Raw genomic sequence first — 15,454 nt, 5'->3', positions numbered from 1 at the left:
ACTTCCGCGGCCCCGCATGACGAGCTCAGCCGAGATCGGGCCCCTGGCGGCGCAGTTCGTCGACCTTCGACATGGCCTCGCGCAGCTCGCCGAGCCAGTCCTCGGCGTGCTGCCCGACGAGCCGGACAGCCCAGGCCAGGGCGTCCGAACGAGACCGCGCGACCCCCGCGTCGACGAGCGTGTCGAGAACCAGCCGCTCGGGCTGGCGCAGGCGGGTCATCACCGGCACCGACTGTGTGGTGAACAACTCTTCGGTGCCGCCCAGCCGGGCGCCCCAGGACACCTTGCGCTGGTACCGGTGCTCGGCCTGGCGCGCGATCTCGATGCGCTGCTCGCGGGTCTCCTCGCGGAACCGGCTGATGCGGCCGGATTCCGCGGCCGCGCGGGCGGCGTCGTCGGCGAACTCGTCGGTCAGCGCCGGGAGTTCGCCGACGACCAGGATCTCCTCGCGGTCGACCGTGATGTCCGGGGCGCCGGTGAACCAGCCGTCCGGCAGCCGTCCGGCGAACCAGCCCGCCGCGTCGTCGGCAGGCGGCACCTCGGCCTGCCCACGGCCCTTCCAGCCTCGTCCCCACTGTGCGTGTGTGCGCATGGTCCTCGCCTCCGCGATTACATGATTACGTTGCAACACACGCTACGCCGGAATCGACGCGTCAGACCCCGTGTTCACTCCCGGCGGACAAGACGGCGACCAGGTCGTCCGGGCTGGTCACGGGCCGGTCGCAGACGTAACCGCGGCAGACGTAGGCGGCCGCCTTGCCCGCCAGCAGCGGCCGGTCCGCGAGCAGCGGCACGCCCTCCGCGTCCGGCTCGCCGGCCAGCACGACCGCGCCGCCGTGGGCGCGCCGGGCGGCCACCGAGCGCAACAGGTCGCGCTCGGTCGAGTCCGGCCCGGCGATCGCGACCTGGACCGGCCCGGCCAGCAGCGCCTCGGCCGCGGTGAGCCAGTGCCCGGCGAAACGGGGTGCCTTGGCGATGAGCTGCCCGGCCCGGCGGATCGCCTCCTCGGCGGCGGTCCGGTAGCGGGCCGCGCGGTCCGTCCCGACCAGCACCGAGGCGGTGACCAGCGCGTTCGCCAGCGCGGAGGCGCCGGACGGGCTCGCGTTGTCCGTCGGATCCGCGGGGCGGTGCACGACGACCTCGGCGTCGTCGGCGGTGTCGTGGTAGGCGCCCGGGGTGTCCGCGACGGCGAAGTTGCCCAGCGCGATGTCCAGCAGGTTCGTCGCCTCCGCCAGCCACCGCGGGTCCCCGGTCGCCTGGTGCAGGGCCAGCAGGCCCTCGGCCAGGCAGCCGTAGTCCTCCAGCACCCCGGCCGCGTCACCGGCGGTCCCGTCCCGGGAGCTGCGGCGCAGGCGGTTGTCGCGGAGGTGGATCCCGAGCACCGCGGACGCGGCCTGCTGCGCCGCGGACACCCAGTGCGGCTCGTCGAGGGCCACGCCCGCCTCGCACAGCGCGGTGATCGCGAGCCCGTTCCAGGCGGCGATCACCTTGTCGTCCCGGCCCGGCTGCGGCCGCTCGTCACGCGCGGCCAGCAGCGCGGCCCGGACCCGCTCGAAGCGCTCCCGATCGTCCGGATCGCGCAGCAGCCGCAGGACCGAGGTGCCGTGCTCGAATGTGCCCGATTCGGTCACGGAGAACAGTTCCGCGGCCCACGCGCCGTCGTCGTCGCCGAGCACCTCACGCAGCTGCGCGGGCGTCCAGACGTAGGTCAGGCCTTCCTCGCCGAGGGTGTCCGCGTCGAGCGAGGCGGCGAACCCGCCTTCGGCCGTGCGCAGCCGGCCGAGCAGGAATCCGCCGGTCATCCGCGCGACCTCCGCCGCGTACGCCGAACCGGTGCGCCGGGCCAGGTGCGCGTAGACGCGCAGCAGCAAGGCGTTGTCGTACAACATCTTCTCGAAGTGCGGGACGATCCAGGACGCGTCGACCGAGTAGCGGGCGAAGCCGCCGGCGAGCTGGTCGTGGATGCCACCGCGCGCCATCGCCTCGGCGCAGGACTCCACCAAGGACAGCGCGGCGGCGGATCCGGTGCGTTCGTGGTGGCGCAGCAGGAACTCCAGCACCATCGACGGCGGGAACTTCGGCGCGCCACCGAAACCGCCGCGCTCGCGGTCGGCCTCCCCGCTCAGCTTCAGCAAGGCGGCGTCGAGCACGCCCGCGTCGACCGGGGCGGGCGGCAGCGGCCCGAGCTGACCGGCGAGGTGCTCGACGATCTTCCCGGCGCCCTCGCGCAGCTCGTCCCGACGGTCCTGCCAGGCCTGCGCGACGGCGACGAGGAGGTGCTGGAACGACGGCATGCCCGGGCGCGGCTGCGGCGGGTAGTAGGTGCCGCAGTGGAACGGTTCGCCGTCCGGGGTGAGGAAGCAGGTCATCGGCCAGCCGCCCTGGCCGGTCATCGCCTGGGTCGCGGTCATGTAGACCGCGTCGAGGTCCGGACGCTCCTCGCGGTCGACCTTGATGTTGACGAAGTGCTCGTTCATCAGGCGCGCGGTCTCGGCGTCCTCGAAGGACTCGTGGGCCATGACGTGGCACCAGTGGCACGCGGCGTAGCCGATGGAGAGCAGGATCGGCACGTCCCGGCGCCTGGCCTCGGCGAGCGCCTCGGCGCTCCAGGGCCACCAGTCGACCGGGTTCTCGGCGTGCTGCAGCAGGTAGGGGCTGGTCGCGGTGGCGAGTCGGTTGGCCATGACCCCAGGGTGTCACGGTGTCCGCGGCACCACAGTTCCTAGCAGCGCTAGTTGTCTAGCGTTGCTAGGATCACGTCATGTCCGCCATCAAGGAGCGCCGTGAACGTGAACGCGCCCAACGCCATCAGTTGATCATCACGGCCGCCCGGGAACTCGCGGAAACCGAAGGCTGGGAGGCGGTGACGACGCGGCGGCTCGCCGAGCGCGTCGAATACAGCCAGCCCGTGCTCTACAGCCACTTCAGCGGCAAGGACGCCATCGTGCGCGCCGTCGCGATCGACGGGTTCGCCGAACTGGCCGCCCACCTGCGCCGCGCCCGGCTGGCCAGCCCCGAGCCACCACAGGCCCTGCACGCGGTGAGCCGCGCCTACCTGGAGTTCGCCACCGAGCGGCCCGCTCTCTACCAGGCCATGTTCGTGATGCCGACGGATGTGAGGTTCGCGCACGCCGAGACGCCGCCCCAGCTGCGCGCCGGCTTCGACGAGTTCGTCCGCTGTTTCCGCCCGGACAACCCCCGGCGCGAACTGTCCGCCGAGGTCGTCTGGAGCGCGCTGCACGGCATCGCGGCGCTGTCGGACAGCGGCCGCATTCCCAGGGACTTCCAGGAGGAGCGGGTCGACCTCCTGGTCAGCCGGCTCGCCGACACTCCGGGCGGATCGGAGCCGGGCCGCTAACTGCTTTCGCTCTGCTGCGGCTGCTTGACCGGTTCGTCAGCCGTCTTCGTGGCCTTCTCCTCCGGCTCGGGGGCGTCGGCGCTCTCGGCCTTCTCCTCCGGGTCGAAGCTGGCCGGCACGCGCTTGAGGTGCTTGGTCATCGAGCGCACCAGCAGGGCGACGGCGATGAGGAACAGCAGGAGGATCAGGAAACCCAGCGGCGAGGACTTGCCGAAGTCCTCGCCCTGGCCGCCGTTGTCGCCGTTGCCCGGCTGCTGCGCGAGGACGAGGGCGGTCGTGGCGACCGGCGCCGTCACCGGCAACAAGAGACTCATGTGTTCACCTTCTCACGGACGCCCGCGAACAGGTCGTCCTCGGGCAGCGTGCTGTCCACCAGCGAGCGGACCAGCTCGTACTCCTCGGTCGGCCACACCCGGCGCTGCATCTCCAGCGGCACGAAGAACCAGCGGCTGTTCGGGTCGATCTGCGTGGCGTGCGCCTTCAGCGCCTCGTCGCGGACCTCGAAGTAGTCGGCGCACTCGATGCGCGTGGTGACCCGCTCCATCACGTCGGGGCGGTCCGGGTCCCACTTGCCCAGCCACTCCGCGTACGGCGACTCCAGGCCGGCCTCGACGAGGGCGTCGTGGAAGGCCTGCATGCGGGCGCGGGAGAAGCCGTGCATGTAGTACAGCTTCAGCGCCTGCCACGGCTCGCCCGCCTCGGGGAACCGGTCCGGCTCGGCCGCGGCGTCGAAGGCCGCCATGGAGACCTCGTGCGTGCGGATGTGGTCGGGGTGCGGGTAGCCGCCGTTCTCGTCGTAGGTCAGCACGACGTGCGGGCGGAACTCGCGCATGACCTTGACCAGCTCGCGCACCGGCTCCTCGAGCGGGGTGAGCGCGAAGCAGCCCTCCGGCAGCGGGGGCAGCGGGTCGCCCTCGGGCAGGCCGGAGTCCACGAAGCCCAGCCAGCGGTGCTGGATGCCGAGGATCTTGGCGGCCTTGGCCATCTCCTCGCGGCGGATGGCGGACATGTTGGCCAGCACCTCGGGGCTGTCCATCGCCGGGTTGAGGATGCTCCCGGCCTCGCCCCCGGTGCAGGTCACGACCATGACCTCGGCGCCCTCGGCGACGTACTTCGCCATCGTGGCCGCGCCCTTGCTCGACTCGTCGTCGGGATGGGCGTGCACCGCCATGAGACGCAGGCGCGATCCCGTTCCGGACATCAGCTCGTCAGAACCCACCATGCGTCCAACGACCCCTTCTGAATCCCTATTCCGCCCCGGAGAGATACTGCGGTTGCCTCCATTGTCCCCGGGGGTACGACAAGTTCGATCGGAGGCCCGGCTTGAGCACCGCCAGCGCCCCGCCGTCGCTGCCGGAAGGCCGCTACGGGCGGCCCCGCAGGCCGGCCCGCCGGTGGCGCGTGTGGGTCTTCACCGGGATCGCGCTGGTCGTGAGCTGCGCCGTCGCGTGGCTCGGGTACGTGAACCTGGGTGCCGCGCCCATCAGTGCGGAACGGGTCACGTTCGAGGAGCTGCCGGGGAACGCGATGACGATCTCACTCAACGTGACGCGCGACGAACCGGACCGCCCGGGCGTGTGCATCGTGCGGACGCGGGACCTCAGCGGCGCGGAGAGCGGGCGGCGGGAGGTCTACATCCCGCCGGGCGACAGCCGGGTCGACGTGGTGGTCAAGAGCATCGACCGGCCGGTCACCGCCGACGTGTACGGCTGCTCTTACGATGTTCCGGAGTATTTGTCAAGGAGTTAGCGGCCAACGGGGTGAATGACGCGCCGAATGCCCGGTTTCCGCGGTGGGGACCGGCGCTGACCTGCCCTGCCGTGGTACCCTGATCTACCGGCACGGCCCGAACGGGCCGTGTTTTTCCTTTATCCAGCCGCACTCGGTCGAGTGCGGCTGCCGGCATGAACACCCATGTCCGGCAGGCACGACGAGGAGATGGTGGCCGTGAGCGACACCCAGGTGACCTGGCTGACCCAGGAAGCCTACGACAGGCTCAAGCACGAGCTCGACGAGCTGATCGAGAATCGTCCGGTCATCGCTGCGAAGATCAACGCCAGCCGCGAAGAAGGCGACCTCCGGGAGAACGGCGGCTACCACGCCGCCCGTGAGGAGCAGGGCCAGCAGGAAGCCCGCATCCGCCACCTGCAGGAACTCCTGCGGTCGGCGAAGGTCGGCGAGGCCCCCAAGAACGACGGGGTCGCCGAGCCGGGCAAGGTCCTCACCGTGCGTTACGAAGGTGACGACGACGAGGAGAAGTTCCTGCTCGCCACGCGCGAAGAGGGCGCCGAAGGCGAACTCGACGTGTACTCGCCCGAGTCGCCCCTGGGCAAGGCCCTGCTGGGCGCCAAGGAAGGCGAGTCGCGCGAGTACGAGCTGCCCAACGGCAGCACGCAGAAGGTGACGCTGATCAAGGCCGTGCCCTACACCGGCTGAGCCCCCCACACTTCTTTCGGAGCGGCTGCTCCGGGCGGGAGCATCGCCCGGAGCAGCCGCTCCGCTGTGCGGGCCGTCCCCGGCCGCAGAACTCGCGTCCGCGGACGCAGGACTCGCGAGCAGGAACGCAGAACTCGCGAGCCCGAGTGTGGGACTCGCGGTCGCACCGGCGAGTTCCACGTTCAGTGCCGCGAGTTCCACGTTCAGTGCCGCGAGTTCCACGTTCAGTGCCGCGAAGCGTGCGTTCGCGAGACGAAGCCCGGCGCCTCGGAAACCGCGTAGCGTCACAGAACATGAACCCCATCTGCGTGACCTGCGGCATGCAGTACGCCGCCCCGCGCCCGGACTGCCCCATCTGCGAGGACGAGCGCCAGTACGTTCCCCCGGCGGGCCAGCAGTGGACCGACTTCGCCACGCTCCGGAGCGAGCACGAAGCCCTCATCAGGCAAGAGGGCGAAGGCATCACCGGCATCGGCTGCACCCCGAAGTTCGGCATCGGCCAGCGGGCGCTGCTCGTGGAAACACCCGGCGGCAACTTCCTCTGGGACCTCTCCGCCTACCTCGACGACACGATCGCCGACCACATCGCCGCTCGGGGCGGCATCACCGGCATCGCGATCAGCCACCCGCACTACTACACCACCTGCGTCGAGTGGGCGCGCGCCTTGGACGTGCCGGTCTACCTGCACGAGGGCGACCGTGAGTGGATCGGCCGCCCCGACGACCGCATCGAACTGTGGAGCGGGCAGACCAAGCCGGTCGGCGACGGCCTGACCCTGGTCAACCTCGGCGTGCACTTCACCGGCGGCACGGTCCTGCACTGGTCCGGCGGCGAGCGGGGCCGGGGCGCGCTGCTGTCCGGCGACATCGTCCAGGTGATCCCGGACCGCAAGTTCGTCGCGTTCATGTACAGCTACCCGAACCTGATCCCGGAGCGGCCGCCGGTCGTGCGCCGCGCCGCGGAGATCCTCGCCGGGTACCGGTTCGAGGCCGTCTACGGCGCCTGGTGGGACGCCGTCGTGCGGCAGGACGGGTACGACGTCGTGCAGCGCTCGGCCAAGCGCTACCTCGAGTTCGTCTCGTAGGCGAGCCGTTCCAGCAGCGGGCGGACGCGCGGCGGCACCGGCGTCGACAGGGCCAGCGACGTCGAGGTCCGGCGCACGCCCGGCACGTTGACCACGGCGTCGATGACCCGCTGCAGGTCGTCGTGGTCACGCGCCACCATCCGGACGAACAGGTCGCCCTGCCCGGTGGTGGCGTGCACCTCGCAGACCTCCTCGATCGCGTCCAGCGCCTCCGACACCGCGGCGCGCCTGCCCTGCGCGATCTCCAGCACCGCGAACGCGGTCAGCCCGTAGCCCATCGCCGCGAGGTTCAGCTCGGGCGGGAAACCGCCGAGGATCCCCTGTTCGGTGAGCCGGTCCAGGCGCGCCTGCACGGTGCCCCGCGCGACCCCGAGCCGGCGCGCGCACTCCAGCACGTTCAGCCGCGGCGAGTCGGTGAGCAGCAGCAACAGCCGGGCGTCGAGCGAGTCCACCGCGTCCTCCTGGTCACATTGCCCGATTTGGTAGATCATCCTGGGTCGACACTGGGCAGATTGTCCAGTGAAACTGGCGGCTGTTGCCCAGGATGCGACGAACTACGCATTCTGCCAGACATGACGAACGCTCTCGACGATGTCGACTACGACCAGTTGCGCCAGCTCGTCGGTTTGGTCGAGCACGATGAGACCGCCGACCCGTTCCCCGTGAAGTCCCTCGATGCCGTCGTGTTCATCGCCGGCAACGCCACCCAGACCGCGTGGTACTACCAGCACGCGTTCGGCATGCGGCTCGTCGCCTACGCCGGCCCGGAGACCGGGCAGCCGGACCACAAGGCGTTCGTGCTGAAGTCGGGCTCCGCGCGGTTCGTCATCACCGGCGGCGTGCGGCCCGATTCGCCGCTGCTGGACCACCACCGCCGCCACGGTGACGGCGTCGTGGACCTGGCCCTCGAAGTGTCCGATGTGGACAAGTGCGTCGCGCACGCGCGGGCCCAGGGCGCCACCATCCTGGAGGAGCCGCACGACGTCTCCGACGAGCACGGCACCGTGCGGCGGGCGGCGATCGCCACCTACGGCGAAACCCGGCACAGCCTCGTCGACCGCTCCCGCTACACCGGCCCGTACCTGCCCGGCTTCCAGGCGCGGGAGACGCCGCGGCGGAAGCGGCTGTTCCAGGCCGTCGACCACTGCGTCGGCAACGTCGAACTGGGCAGGATGGACTACTGGGTGGACTGGTACCACCGCGTCATGGGCTTCACGAACATGGCGGAGTTCGTCGGCGACGACATCGCCACCGAGTACTCGGCGCTGATGAGCAAGGTCGTCGCCAACGGCAACCACCGGGTGAAGTTCCCGCTCAACGAGCCGGCGATCGCGAAGAAGAAGTCGCAGATCGACGAGTACCTGGAGTTCTACGGCGGCGCCGGGTGCCAGCACATCGCGCTGGCCACCAACGACATCGTCGGCACCGTCACCGCGATGCGCGCGGCCGGCGTGGAGTTCCTGGACACCCCGGACTCCTACTACGACGACCCCGAGCTGCGGGCGCGGATCGGCGAGGTGCGGGTGCCGATCGAGACGCTGAAGGAGCACCGGATCCTGGTGGACCGCGACGAGGACGGCTACCTGCTGCAGATCTTCACCAAGCCCGTCGGCGACCGGCCCACGGTGTTCTACGAGCTGATCGAGCGGCACGGCTCGCTCGGCTTCGGCAAGGGCAACTTCAAGGCCCTGTTCGAGGCCATCGAGCGCGAGCAGGAGCGCCGCGGCAACCTCTAACCGACGACGGTGAACCCGGCGCGCTGGAGTTCGGCGTGCACCTGCTCGCAGTGGTCGGGGCCGCGGGTCTCCAGGTTGAGCTCGATCTCGACCTCGCCGACGGCGCGCGCGCCGGAGATCCGCGAGTGCTCGACGTCGATGACGTTCGCGCCCAGGTCCCGCACCCGCGTGAGCACCGACGCCAGCGAGCCGGGCCGGTCCGGCACGCGCAGCCGCAGCGCGAGGTAGCGGCCGCCGGCCGTCATGCCGTGCTGGATGATCTGCAGCAGCAGCAACGGATCCACGTTGCCGCCGGACACCACGGCCACCACCGGCGCCGCGAACTCGCCCGGGTACTGCAGCAGCGCCGCGACCGCCGCCGCGCCCGCCGGCTCCACCACGAGCTTGCGCCGCTCCAGGCACAGCAGCACCGCGCGGGACAGCGACTCCTCCGACACCGTGAGTACGTCGTCGACCTTCGCGGCCACGTGCGCGTAACTCACCGGGCCGGGCTGGCCGACCGCGATCCCGTCGGCCATCGTCTGCATCTCCCGCAGCCGCACCGGTCCCCCGGCCGCGAGCGACGGCGGGAAGGCCGCCGCGTCCTCGGCCTGCACCGCGACGATCCGGATATCCGGCCGGGACGCCTTCACCGCGCACGCCACCCCCGCGACGAGCCCGCCGCCGCCGGTGGGCACCAGCACCGTGGCCGCCTCGGGCACCTGCTCCAGGATTTCCAGCCCGACGGTGCCCTGCCCGGCGATGATGTCCGCGTGGTCGAAGGGGTGGATGAACACCGCCCCGGTCCGCTCCGCGAACGCGATCGCCTCCGCGAGGGACTCCTCGAGGACGTCACCGTGCAGGTGCACGTCCGCGCCGTAGCCGCGAGTCGCGGCCAGCTTGGGCAGCGGCGCGCGGGTGGGCATGAAGACGGTCGACGAGATGCCCAGCAGCGACGCCGCGAGCGCGACACCCTGTGCGTGGTTGCCCGCGCTGGCCGCCACGACGCCGCGGGCGCGTTCCTCCGCCGTCAGGCCGTGCAGGCGCGTGTAGGCGCCGCGGATCTTGAACGAGCCGGTGCGCTGCAGGTTCTCGCACTTGAGGTGGACCGCGCCGCCGTGCGCCTTCTCCAGGTCACGCGCGTGCTCCATCGGCGTCACGCGGATGATGCCCTCGAGGAGCTTGCGCGCCTCGCGGATGCGTTCGACGTCCACCAGATCCATATCCCGGATCATGCCACTCCCACCTCACGGGTTTCGGTACCCTGGGAGCCGGTCAGTACGGCGAATCGGGAGTAGCCATGCCAGCGCGCAGCGAAACGGGCGGACGGGTCCGTCGTGCCACGCGTGCGGCCGGTCTGCTGCCGTTGGTCGCGGGCGTCACCTCCGCCCTGGCCCTCACCGGCGCGGCGGTCTACACCGTCGACCGGGCCGGCTGCGGTGATCCGGCCCAGTACATCCGGCACGACAACTACGTCGAGCTGGTCGGCGGGTGCGTGGACGGCTCCGACCTGCCGGGGATCCGCGCCGGCAGCACACCGGCCGACGCCAAGACGGCCGAGCTGAACAACTACCGGCCCTGAGTGGCGGGGAAGCGCCGGAGCGCTCCCCCGCCGCCTCGTCAGCCCAGCGCCGCGCGCAGGTCGTCGCTGAGGTCGCGGACGTCCTCGATGCCCACGGACAGCCGCAGCAGGTCGTCGGGCACCTGGAGCATCGAACCGGCCACGCTCGCGTGGGTCATCTGGCCCGGGTGCTCGATCAGCGACTCGATGCCGCCCAGCGACTCGGCCAGGATGAACAGCTGCGTGCGCGCCGCGGTGTCCAGCGCGGCCTGCCTGCCGCCGGTGTGGCGGAAGGAGATCATGCCGCCGAAGCGGCGCATCTGCTTGGCCGCGATGTCGTGCCCGGCGTGATCGGGCAGGCCCGGGTAGTAGACCTCGGCGACCTTCGGGTGCGCCGACAGCATCTCGGCGATCTGCTCCGCGTTGTCGCAGTGCCGGTCCATGCGCACGGCGAGGGTCTTGAGGCCGCGCAGGGTCAGCCACGCGTCGAACGGGCCGGGCACCGCGCCCGCCGCGTTGCGCAGGAAGAACAGCTGTTCGCGCAGCTCGTCCTCGTTGGTCAGCACCGCGCCGCCGACGACGTCCGAGTGCCCGCCCAGGTACTTGGTGGTCGAGTGCACGACGATGTCGGCGCCGAGGGCCAGCGGCGTCTGCAGGTACGGCGTGGCGAAGGTGTTGTCCACGACGAGGCGGGCGCCAGCCCCGTGGGCGATCTCCGCCAGCACCGCGAGGTCGGCGATGCCGAGCAGCGGGTTGGACGGCGTCTCGCACCAGATCAGCTTGGTTTCCGGGCGGACCGCGGCGCGCACTTCGTCCACGTTCGACAGGTCCGCGACGCCGTATTCGACGCCCCACACCTTCAGCACCTTGTCGATCAGCCGGAAGGTGCCGCCGTAGGCGTCGTTGCCCAGGACCAGGTGGTCGCCCGGCCGCAGCACGGTGCGCAGCACCGCGTCGGTGGCGGCCATGCCGGAGGCGAACGCCAGGCCGTGCCGCGCGCCCTCGAGCGAGGCCAGGGCCTGCTCCAGCGCGGTGCGCGTCGGGTTCGCGGTGCGGGAGTACTCGTAGTCACCCTCGCGGGTGCCCCCGACGCCGTCCTGGGCGTAGGTGGAGGTCTGGTAGATGGGCACGATGACCGCGCCTGTCCGCGGGTCAGGCTCCTGACCTGCGTGGATGGCGCGCGTCTCGAAGCCGGAGCGGGAAAGGTCGTGCGTCATTTCCCCAGCCTACGACCAGCCCTGCCGCACCCATCGCGCGGTGGGCGGCAGGCACGCCAGCACCAGGGTGCCGATCGCCGGCACGCACAGCACGCCGAGGTAGACGAGCGGGACGTCGCCGTCGAGGAGGCCGAGGAAGTACACCCCGAACGCGCCGAGCACGAGCACCAGCAGGTACACGACGAGGGCCGCGGCCGCGCCGATGATCGTCGCGACGCGGCCGAACTCCTTGGCCAGCACGAGCCCGACCCCGCCGGTGATGAGGGCGACGGCGAGCAGCAGGTGCGTGGCGAACGTCAGCAGGCTGCGCCCGAGGTCGCCGTCGCCGGCGAGCAGCACCGCGCCACCGGCCACGCCGACCAGGTGGAACAGGCCGCCGAGCAGGGCCAGGACGGCCGCGGTGATGCCGGTGCCGCCGCCGCGGGAGGACGTGGTGGCTTCGGATTGGGACGGAAAGGTCACCACTACCAACTACCAGCCGGGCGGTGCCGCAGGTACCGGAAGGTCCACGGAAGCACCGCGAGCACGAACACGAGCGGCCCGCCGACCACCGCGCCGACCCGCACGAACGCGTCGTCGGACGCGAAGCGGAACATGACCGCGAAGAAGTCCCCGAAGTAGCCGGGGTAGAGCAGGATCGGCTCGCAGATCACCGCGGCGACCGCGAGCAGCCCGCCGGCCAGCAGCAACACCGCGCCGGCGACCGCGCGGAAGAACGTTGTCAGCGCGCCGGCCAGCAGGACCAGCGCGGCCGCCGAGTAGACGGCGAGTACGCCGCGCACCTTGCCGTCCATGCCCGCGAAGCCGTGGTCGACGAAGAACTTCAGCGGCAGGTAGCCCAGCAGGCCGGCCAGCACCAGCCCGACCACGCCGGCGAGGATCGCGGTGGTCCCGTTGGGGCGCGGCTCGTGGCCGTTTCGACTCGTCACAGCGCTCCCGGGGAAATCGGACGTTTTCGGCGCTCACCCTAGCGGCGTTCCCAGCACACGGAAATCAACTGGGAAAAAGACGATGCCCCCGGCGCGGGGCCGGGGGCATCGCCTGCTGAGTTCAGCCGGTCACCACTGCTGCGGCGGTTGACCGGGCTGGCCGTACTGGCCGGGCTGCTGCGGCGGCTGGCCGTACGGACCCGGCTGCTGCTGCCCGTACTGACCGGGCTGGCCGTAGCCGGGCTGCTGCCCGTACTGGCCGGGCTGCCCGTAACCGGGCTGCTGGCCGGGCTGGCCGTACTGGCCGGGCTGCGGGAAGCCACCGCTCTGCGGGTTCGGCCCACCGGGCTGCCCGTACTGCGGCTGACCGGGGTGCTGGCCGAACTGACCGGGCTGCTGCCCCGGCTGCGGGAAACCGCCGCTCTGGGGGCCACCGAAGCCACCGGGACCGCCGAAGCCGCCCGGGCCGCCGTGCTGGCCGGCACCGTCGCCGAGACCGACGAACTGCTTCGCCGCCGGGACCAGGCCGGCGACACCGATCGCCAGCGCCACGATGCCGAAGATCAGTTGCGCGACCGGGATGCCCGGGAGGTCCGAGGCACCCTCCGGCATCGCCGCGAGGATCAGGATGCCGAACAGCAGCATCAGGAAACCGCCGACCGCCGTCAGGATCGGGGCGATCTTCTTCAGCGCCGGGCTGAGCTTGTTCGCCAGCGCGATCAGGACGCCACCGGCCAGCGCCGCGAGGCCACCGACCACCAGCATGATCATGTAGAACCAGAGCAGGCCCGGGCTGGGCAGCCCGAACTCGTCCGCCTGGTCCTTGATCGAGTCGTAGGCGTCGGAGTAGTCGGAGACATCACCGAAGTCGATCAGCGCGAAGATCAGGCCGAGCAGGCCGAGGAGCGCGGCGAGACCACCGGCGATCCAGCCGAAGAGCTGGTTGTTGCCACCGGCGCCACCGCCCTGCTGGGGGTAGCCCGGCGCGCCGAAGCCCTGCGGCTGGCCGAAGCCACCCGACGGCGGGCCGTAGCCCTGCGGCGGCTGGCCGTACGGGCCCGGCTGCTGCTGCCCGAACCCGGGCTGCTGCTGCTGGCCGAAGCCCTGCTGCCCGTAGCCCTGCTGGGGGTTCACGGCGCCGGGGTTGTCGGCGGCGCTCGGCGGCGGCGAGTACGGGATGGCCGGCGGCTGGGAGCCCGGGGGCACCAGCTGCGTGGACTCCGCGCCCGGCTGATCACCCGGGCCGACCTTCTGCGTGGCGTTGGGGTCGCCACCCGGCTGGACCACCTGGGTCGGCTCCGCCGTCTCGCCGAACGAACCGCCGCCCTCGGACGGCTGCTGCGACTGGCCGGGCTGCACGACCTGGGTGGGCTCCGAAGAGCCGAACGGGTTGTCTGGCTGTTGCTGGGGACCGCTCGGCGGGCCCTGAGGCGGCTGACCGCCACCCCACGGCTGGTTCGGCGGCTGCGGAGCGCTCATGTGGGTCTTGAACCCCCTCGAGAGGACTGACAGTGCGTATTCACGTTGATCTGGGTGGGCCACACGCTATCGGATACCGGTCATAGACGCTCGTAACGCCCCGACGGTTCCGCGCGATGAAACCCGGATCACCGTCCGGCGAGGTAGCTCAGCAGGTCGTGCCTGGTCAGCACGCCCGCCGGCTTGCCGTCGACCAGGACGAGCGCGCCGTCGGCGTTGGACAGCGCCTTCATGGCCGCCCCGACGCCCTCGCTCGCGCCGATGGTCGGCAGCGGCGGCGACATGTGCTTGTCCAGGCGGTCGGCGAGCTGGGCCTTCCCGGTGAACAGGGCCTCCAGCAGCTCCCGCTCGTTGACGGCGCCGACGACCTCGGCGGCCATCACCGGCGGCTCGGCGCTGACCACCGGCATCTGGCTGACGTCGAACTCGGACAGGATCGCGACGGCCTCGGCGACCGTCTCGTTCGGGTGGGTGTGGACCAGGTCGGGCAGCGATCCGGTCTTCGCGCGCAGCACGTCGCCGACGGTGGCGCCGGAGGAGTCCGGCGGCAGGAAGCCGTAGCCGGCCATCCACTGGTCGTTGAAGACCTTGCCCAGGTAGCCGCGGCCGCCGTCGGGCAGCAGCACCACGATCACGTCGTCCGGGCCGAGCCGCTCGGCGAGCTTGAGCGCGGCCGCGACCGCCATGCCGCACGAGCCGCCGACCAGCAGGCCCTCCTCGAGCGCGAGGCGGCGCGTGATCGCGAAGGATTCGGCGTCGGAGATGGCGATGATCTCGTCGGCGATGGCGCGGTCGTAGGTGCCCGGCCAGAAGTCCTCGCCGACGCCTTCGACCAGGTAGGGGCGTCCGGTGCCGCCGGAGTAGACCGAGCCCTCCGGGTCGGCGCCGACGACCTTGACCTTGCCCTGGGACGCTTCCTTGAGGTAGCGGCCGGTGCCGGAGATCGTGCCGCCGGTGCCGACGCCCGCGACGAAGTGGGTGATCCGGCCGTCGGTCTGCCGCCAGATCTCCGGGCCGGTCGAGTGGTAGTGGCTGGCCGGGTTCTCCTTGTTGGCGTACTGGTTGGGCTTCCAGGCGCCCTCGATCTCGGAGACCAGCCGGTCGGAGACGGAGTAGTAGGAGTCCGGGTGCTCGGGCGGGACGGCGGTCGGGCACACCACGACGCGGGCGCCGTAGGCCTTGAGCACGTTGCGCTTGTCCTCGCTCACCTTGTCCGGGCAGACGAAGACGCACTTGTAGCCCTTGCGCTGGGCGACCATCGCGAGGCCGACGCCGGTGTTGCCGGAGGTCGGCTCGACGATCGTGCCGCCGGGCCGGAGTTCGCCCGACGCCTCGGCGGCCTCGACCATCCGCAGCGCGATGCGGTCCTTCACGCTGCCGCCGGGGTTGAAGTACTCCACCTTCGCCAGCACGAGCGGCGCCAGGCCCTCGGTCAGGGAGTTCAGCTTGACCAGCGGGGTGTCGCCCACGAGGTCGACGATGTGCTCGACGTAGTCCACACCGACCAGGCTAGCTGCGCGGGTGTGACCTACGTCGAGGGTGGCGGGCTAGACGAGTAATGCTTAAGTTGGGGTGATGCCCGGAGTGAGGCGAAGGGTGTTCAAGATCAGTTTGTGACGACAGACCTGAACACCCTTCTCACCGCACTCTACGTCAAGATCGACGACCACCTCA

The 15,454-nt window shown here is 71.3% G+C and carries 17 protein-coding genes; 6 read left to right on the top strand and 11 right to left on the bottom strand.

Annotated elements, in window-relative coordinates:
- Positions 1–25 precede the first annotated feature (25 nt).
- Both D0D28_RS27250 and D0D28_RS27245 read right to left on the bottom strand, forming a co-directional pair.
- On the bottom strand, positions 26–592 hold the full coding sequence (locus D0D28_RS27250; RefSeq protein WP_116113546.1) for a hypothetical protein: 567 nt from the start codon (positions 590–592) through the stop codon (positions 26–28).
- A gap of 61 nt (positions 593–653) precedes the next feature.
- On the bottom strand, positions 654–2,684 hold the full coding sequence (locus D0D28_RS27245) for a thioredoxin domain-containing protein (RefSeq protein WP_116113543.1): 2,031 nt from the start codon (positions 2,682–2,684) through the stop codon (positions 654–656).
- A 77-nt stretch (positions 2,685–2,761) separates the two neighbouring features.
- On the opposite strand from D0D28_RS27245, the gene D0D28_RS27240 reads away from it, so the two are divergent.
- Positions 2,762–3,358, top strand: a complete 597-nt coding sequence (locus D0D28_RS27240) for a TetR/AcrR family transcriptional regulator (protein WP_116113541.1) — start codon at positions 2,762–2,764, stop codon at positions 3,356–3,358.
- Here D0D28_RS27240 and D0D28_RS27235 read toward each other — a convergent pair.
- The gene (locus D0D28_RS27235; protein WP_094004686.1) at positions 3,355–3,672 is read right to left on the bottom strand and encodes a hypothetical protein; all 318 of its coding nucleotides are present in this window, start codon (positions 3,670–3,672) and stop codon (positions 3,355–3,357) included. The genes D0D28_RS27240 and D0D28_RS27235 overlap by 4 nt on opposite strands.
- Positions 3,669–4,580, bottom strand: a complete 912-nt coding sequence (gene mca / locus D0D28_RS27230; RefSeq protein WP_116113538.1) for a mycothiol conjugate amidase Mca — start codon at positions 4,578–4,580, stop codon at positions 3,669–3,671. The genes D0D28_RS27235 and mca overlap by 4 nt, the downstream gene beginning before the upstream one ends.
- 101 nt (positions 4,581–4,681) lie before the next feature.
- Here mca and D0D28_RS27225 point away from each other — a divergent pair, with 101 nt between their 5' ends.
- The 3 genes from D0D28_RS27225 to D0D28_RS27215 all read left to right on the top strand — a co-directional run bounded on the left by D0D28_RS27225 (position 4,682) and on the right by D0D28_RS27215 (position 6,879).
- Positions 4,682–5,107 (top strand): DUF4307 domain-containing protein, encoded by a 426-nt coding sequence (locus D0D28_RS27225; RefSeq protein ID WP_094004684.1) that lies wholly within the window; start codon positions 4,682–4,684, stop codon positions 5,105–5,107.
- A 189-nt stretch (positions 5,108–5,296) separates the two neighbouring features.
- Complete coding sequence (greA, locus tag D0D28_RS27220) at positions 5,297–5,794, top strand: transcription elongation factor GreA (protein ID WP_094004764.1); 498 nt, start codon at positions 5,297–5,299, stop codon at positions 5,792–5,794.
- Positions 5,795–6,087: 293 nt separating this feature from the next.
- The gene (locus tag D0D28_RS27215) at positions 6,088–6,879 is read left to right on the top strand and encodes an MBL fold metallo-hydrolase (protein ID WP_116113536.1); all 792 of its coding nucleotides are present in this window, start codon (positions 6,088–6,090) and stop codon (positions 6,877–6,879) included.
- Here the strand turns inward: D0D28_RS27215 and D0D28_RS27210 are convergent.
- Positions 6,858–7,370 carry an Lrp/AsnC family transcriptional regulator gene (locus tag D0D28_RS27210; RefSeq protein WP_094004682.1) on the bottom strand — a complete coding sequence of 171 codons (513 nt, stop codon included), beginning with the start codon at positions 7,368–7,370 and terminating at the stop codon, positions 6,858–6,860. The genes D0D28_RS27215 and D0D28_RS27210 overlap by 22 nt on opposite strands.
- 81 nt (positions 7,371–7,451) lie before the next feature.
- Here D0D28_RS27210 and hppD point away from each other — a divergent pair, with 81 nt between their 5' ends.
- On the top strand, positions 7,452–8,615 hold the full coding sequence (gene hppD, locus D0D28_RS27205; RefSeq protein WP_094004681.1) for a 4-hydroxyphenylpyruvate dioxygenase: 1,164 nt from the start codon (positions 7,452–7,454) through the stop codon (positions 8,613–8,615).
- Here hppD and ilvA read toward each other — a convergent pair.
- Positions 8,612–9,817, bottom strand: coding sequence for a threonine ammonia-lyase (gene ilvA / locus D0D28_RS27200; protein WP_116113533.1), 1,206 nt, complete (start codon positions 9,815–9,817; stop codon positions 8,612–8,614). The genes hppD and ilvA overlap by 4 nt on opposite strands.
- A 77-nt stretch (positions 9,818–9,894) precedes the next feature.
- Between ilvA and D0D28_RS27195 the strand changes: the two genes are divergently transcribed.
- Positions 9,895–10,176, top strand: a complete 282-nt coding sequence (locus tag D0D28_RS27195) for a hypothetical protein (protein WP_094004679.1) — start codon at positions 9,895–9,897, stop codon at positions 10,174–10,176.
- A gap of 38 nt (positions 10,177–10,214) precedes the next feature.
- Here D0D28_RS27195 and D0D28_RS27190 read toward each other — a convergent pair whose 3' ends face one another.
- The 5 genes from D0D28_RS27190 to D0D28_RS27170 form a co-directional block, all read right to left on the bottom strand.
- Positions 10,215–11,372 carry a cystathionine gamma-synthase gene (locus D0D28_RS27190; RefSeq protein WP_094004678.1) on the bottom strand — a complete coding sequence of 386 codons (1,158 nt, stop codon included), beginning with the start codon at positions 11,370–11,372 and terminating at the stop codon, positions 10,215–10,217.
- A gap of 9 nt (positions 11,373–11,381) precedes the next feature.
- Complete coding sequence (locus tag D0D28_RS27185) at positions 11,382–11,834, bottom strand: hypothetical protein (RefSeq protein WP_233157169.1); 453 nt, start codon at positions 11,832–11,834, stop codon at positions 11,382–11,384.
- A 2-nt stretch (positions 11,835–11,836) separates the two neighbouring features.
- Entirely contained in the window at positions 11,837–12,301 is a 465-nt protein-coding gene (locus D0D28_RS27180) for a hypothetical protein (RefSeq protein WP_094004676.1), read from the bottom strand.
- Between the two features lie 129 nt (positions 12,302–12,430).
- Positions 12,431–13,780, bottom strand: coding sequence for a hypothetical protein (locus D0D28_RS27175; RefSeq protein ID WP_240323372.1), 1,350 nt, complete (start codon positions 13,778–13,780; stop codon positions 12,431–12,433).
- Positions 13,781–13,908: 128 nt separating this feature from the next.
- Positions 13,909–15,279, bottom strand: coding sequence for a cystathionine beta-synthase (locus tag D0D28_RS27170; protein WP_094004674.1), 1,371 nt, complete (start codon positions 15,277–15,279; stop codon positions 13,909–13,911).
- Between the last annotated feature and the right edge of the window lie 175 nt (positions 15,280–15,454).

The organism is Amycolatopsis ruanii (assembly GCF_003385175.1).
Classification (GTDB): Bacteria; Actinomycetota; Actinomycetes; order Mycobacteriales; family Pseudonocardiaceae; genus Amycolatopsis_E; species Amycolatopsis_E thermalba.
The sequence above is the reverse complement of the archived record's forward strand: the minus strand, read 5'-3'. Positions and strand labels throughout refer to the sequence as shown.

Bases quoted from the DNA above. Each gene is read 5' to 3' on its own strand.
- D0D28_RS27250 (WP_116113546.1), bottom strand. From the start codon at position 592: ATGCGCACACACGCACAGTGGGGACGAGGCTGGAAGGGCCGTGGGCAG.
- D0D28_RS27245 (WP_116113543.1), bottom strand. From the start codon at position 2,684: ATGGCCAACCGACTCGCCACCGCGACCAGCCCCTACCTGCTGCAGCAC.
- D0D28_RS27240 (WP_116113541.1), top strand. From the start codon at position 2,762: ATGTCCGCCATCAAGGAGCGCCGTGAACGTGAACGCGCCCAACGCCAT.
- D0D28_RS27235 (WP_094004686.1), bottom strand. From the start codon at position 3,672: ATGAGTCTCTTGTTGCCGGTGACGGCGCCGGTCGCCACGACCGCCCTC.
- mca (WP_116113538.1), bottom strand. From the start codon at position 4,580: ATGGTGGGTTCTGACGAGCTGATGTCCGGAACGGGATCGCGCCTGCGT.
- greA (WP_094004764.1), top strand. From the start codon at position 5,297: ATGGTGGCCGTGAGCGACACCCAGGTGACCTGGCTGACCCAGGAAGCC.
- D0D28_RS27215 (WP_116113536.1), top strand. From the start codon at position 6,088: ATGAACCCCATCTGCGTGACCTGCGGCATGCAGTACGCCGCCCCGCGC.
- D0D28_RS27210 (WP_094004682.1), bottom strand. From the start codon at position 7,370: ATGATCTACCAAATCGGGCAATGTGACCAGGAGGACGCGGTGGACTCG.
- hppD (WP_094004681.1), top strand. From the start codon at position 7,452: ATGACGAACGCTCTCGACGATGTCGACTACGACCAGTTGCGCCAGCTC.
- ilvA (WP_116113533.1), bottom strand. From the start codon at position 9,817: ATGGATCTGGTGGACGTCGAACGCATCCGCGAGGCGCGCAAGCTCCTC.
- D0D28_RS27195 (WP_094004679.1), top strand. From the start codon at position 9,895: ATGCCAGCGCGCAGCGAAACGGGCGGACGGGTCCGTCGTGCCACGCGT.
- D0D28_RS27190 (WP_094004678.1), bottom strand. From the start codon at position 11,372: ATGACGCACGACCTTTCCCGCTCCGGCTTCGAGACGCGCGCCATCCAC.
- D0D28_RS27175 (WP_240323372.1), bottom strand. From the start codon at position 13,780: ATGAGCGCTCCGCAGCCGCCGAACCAGCCGTGGGGTGGCGGTCAGCCG.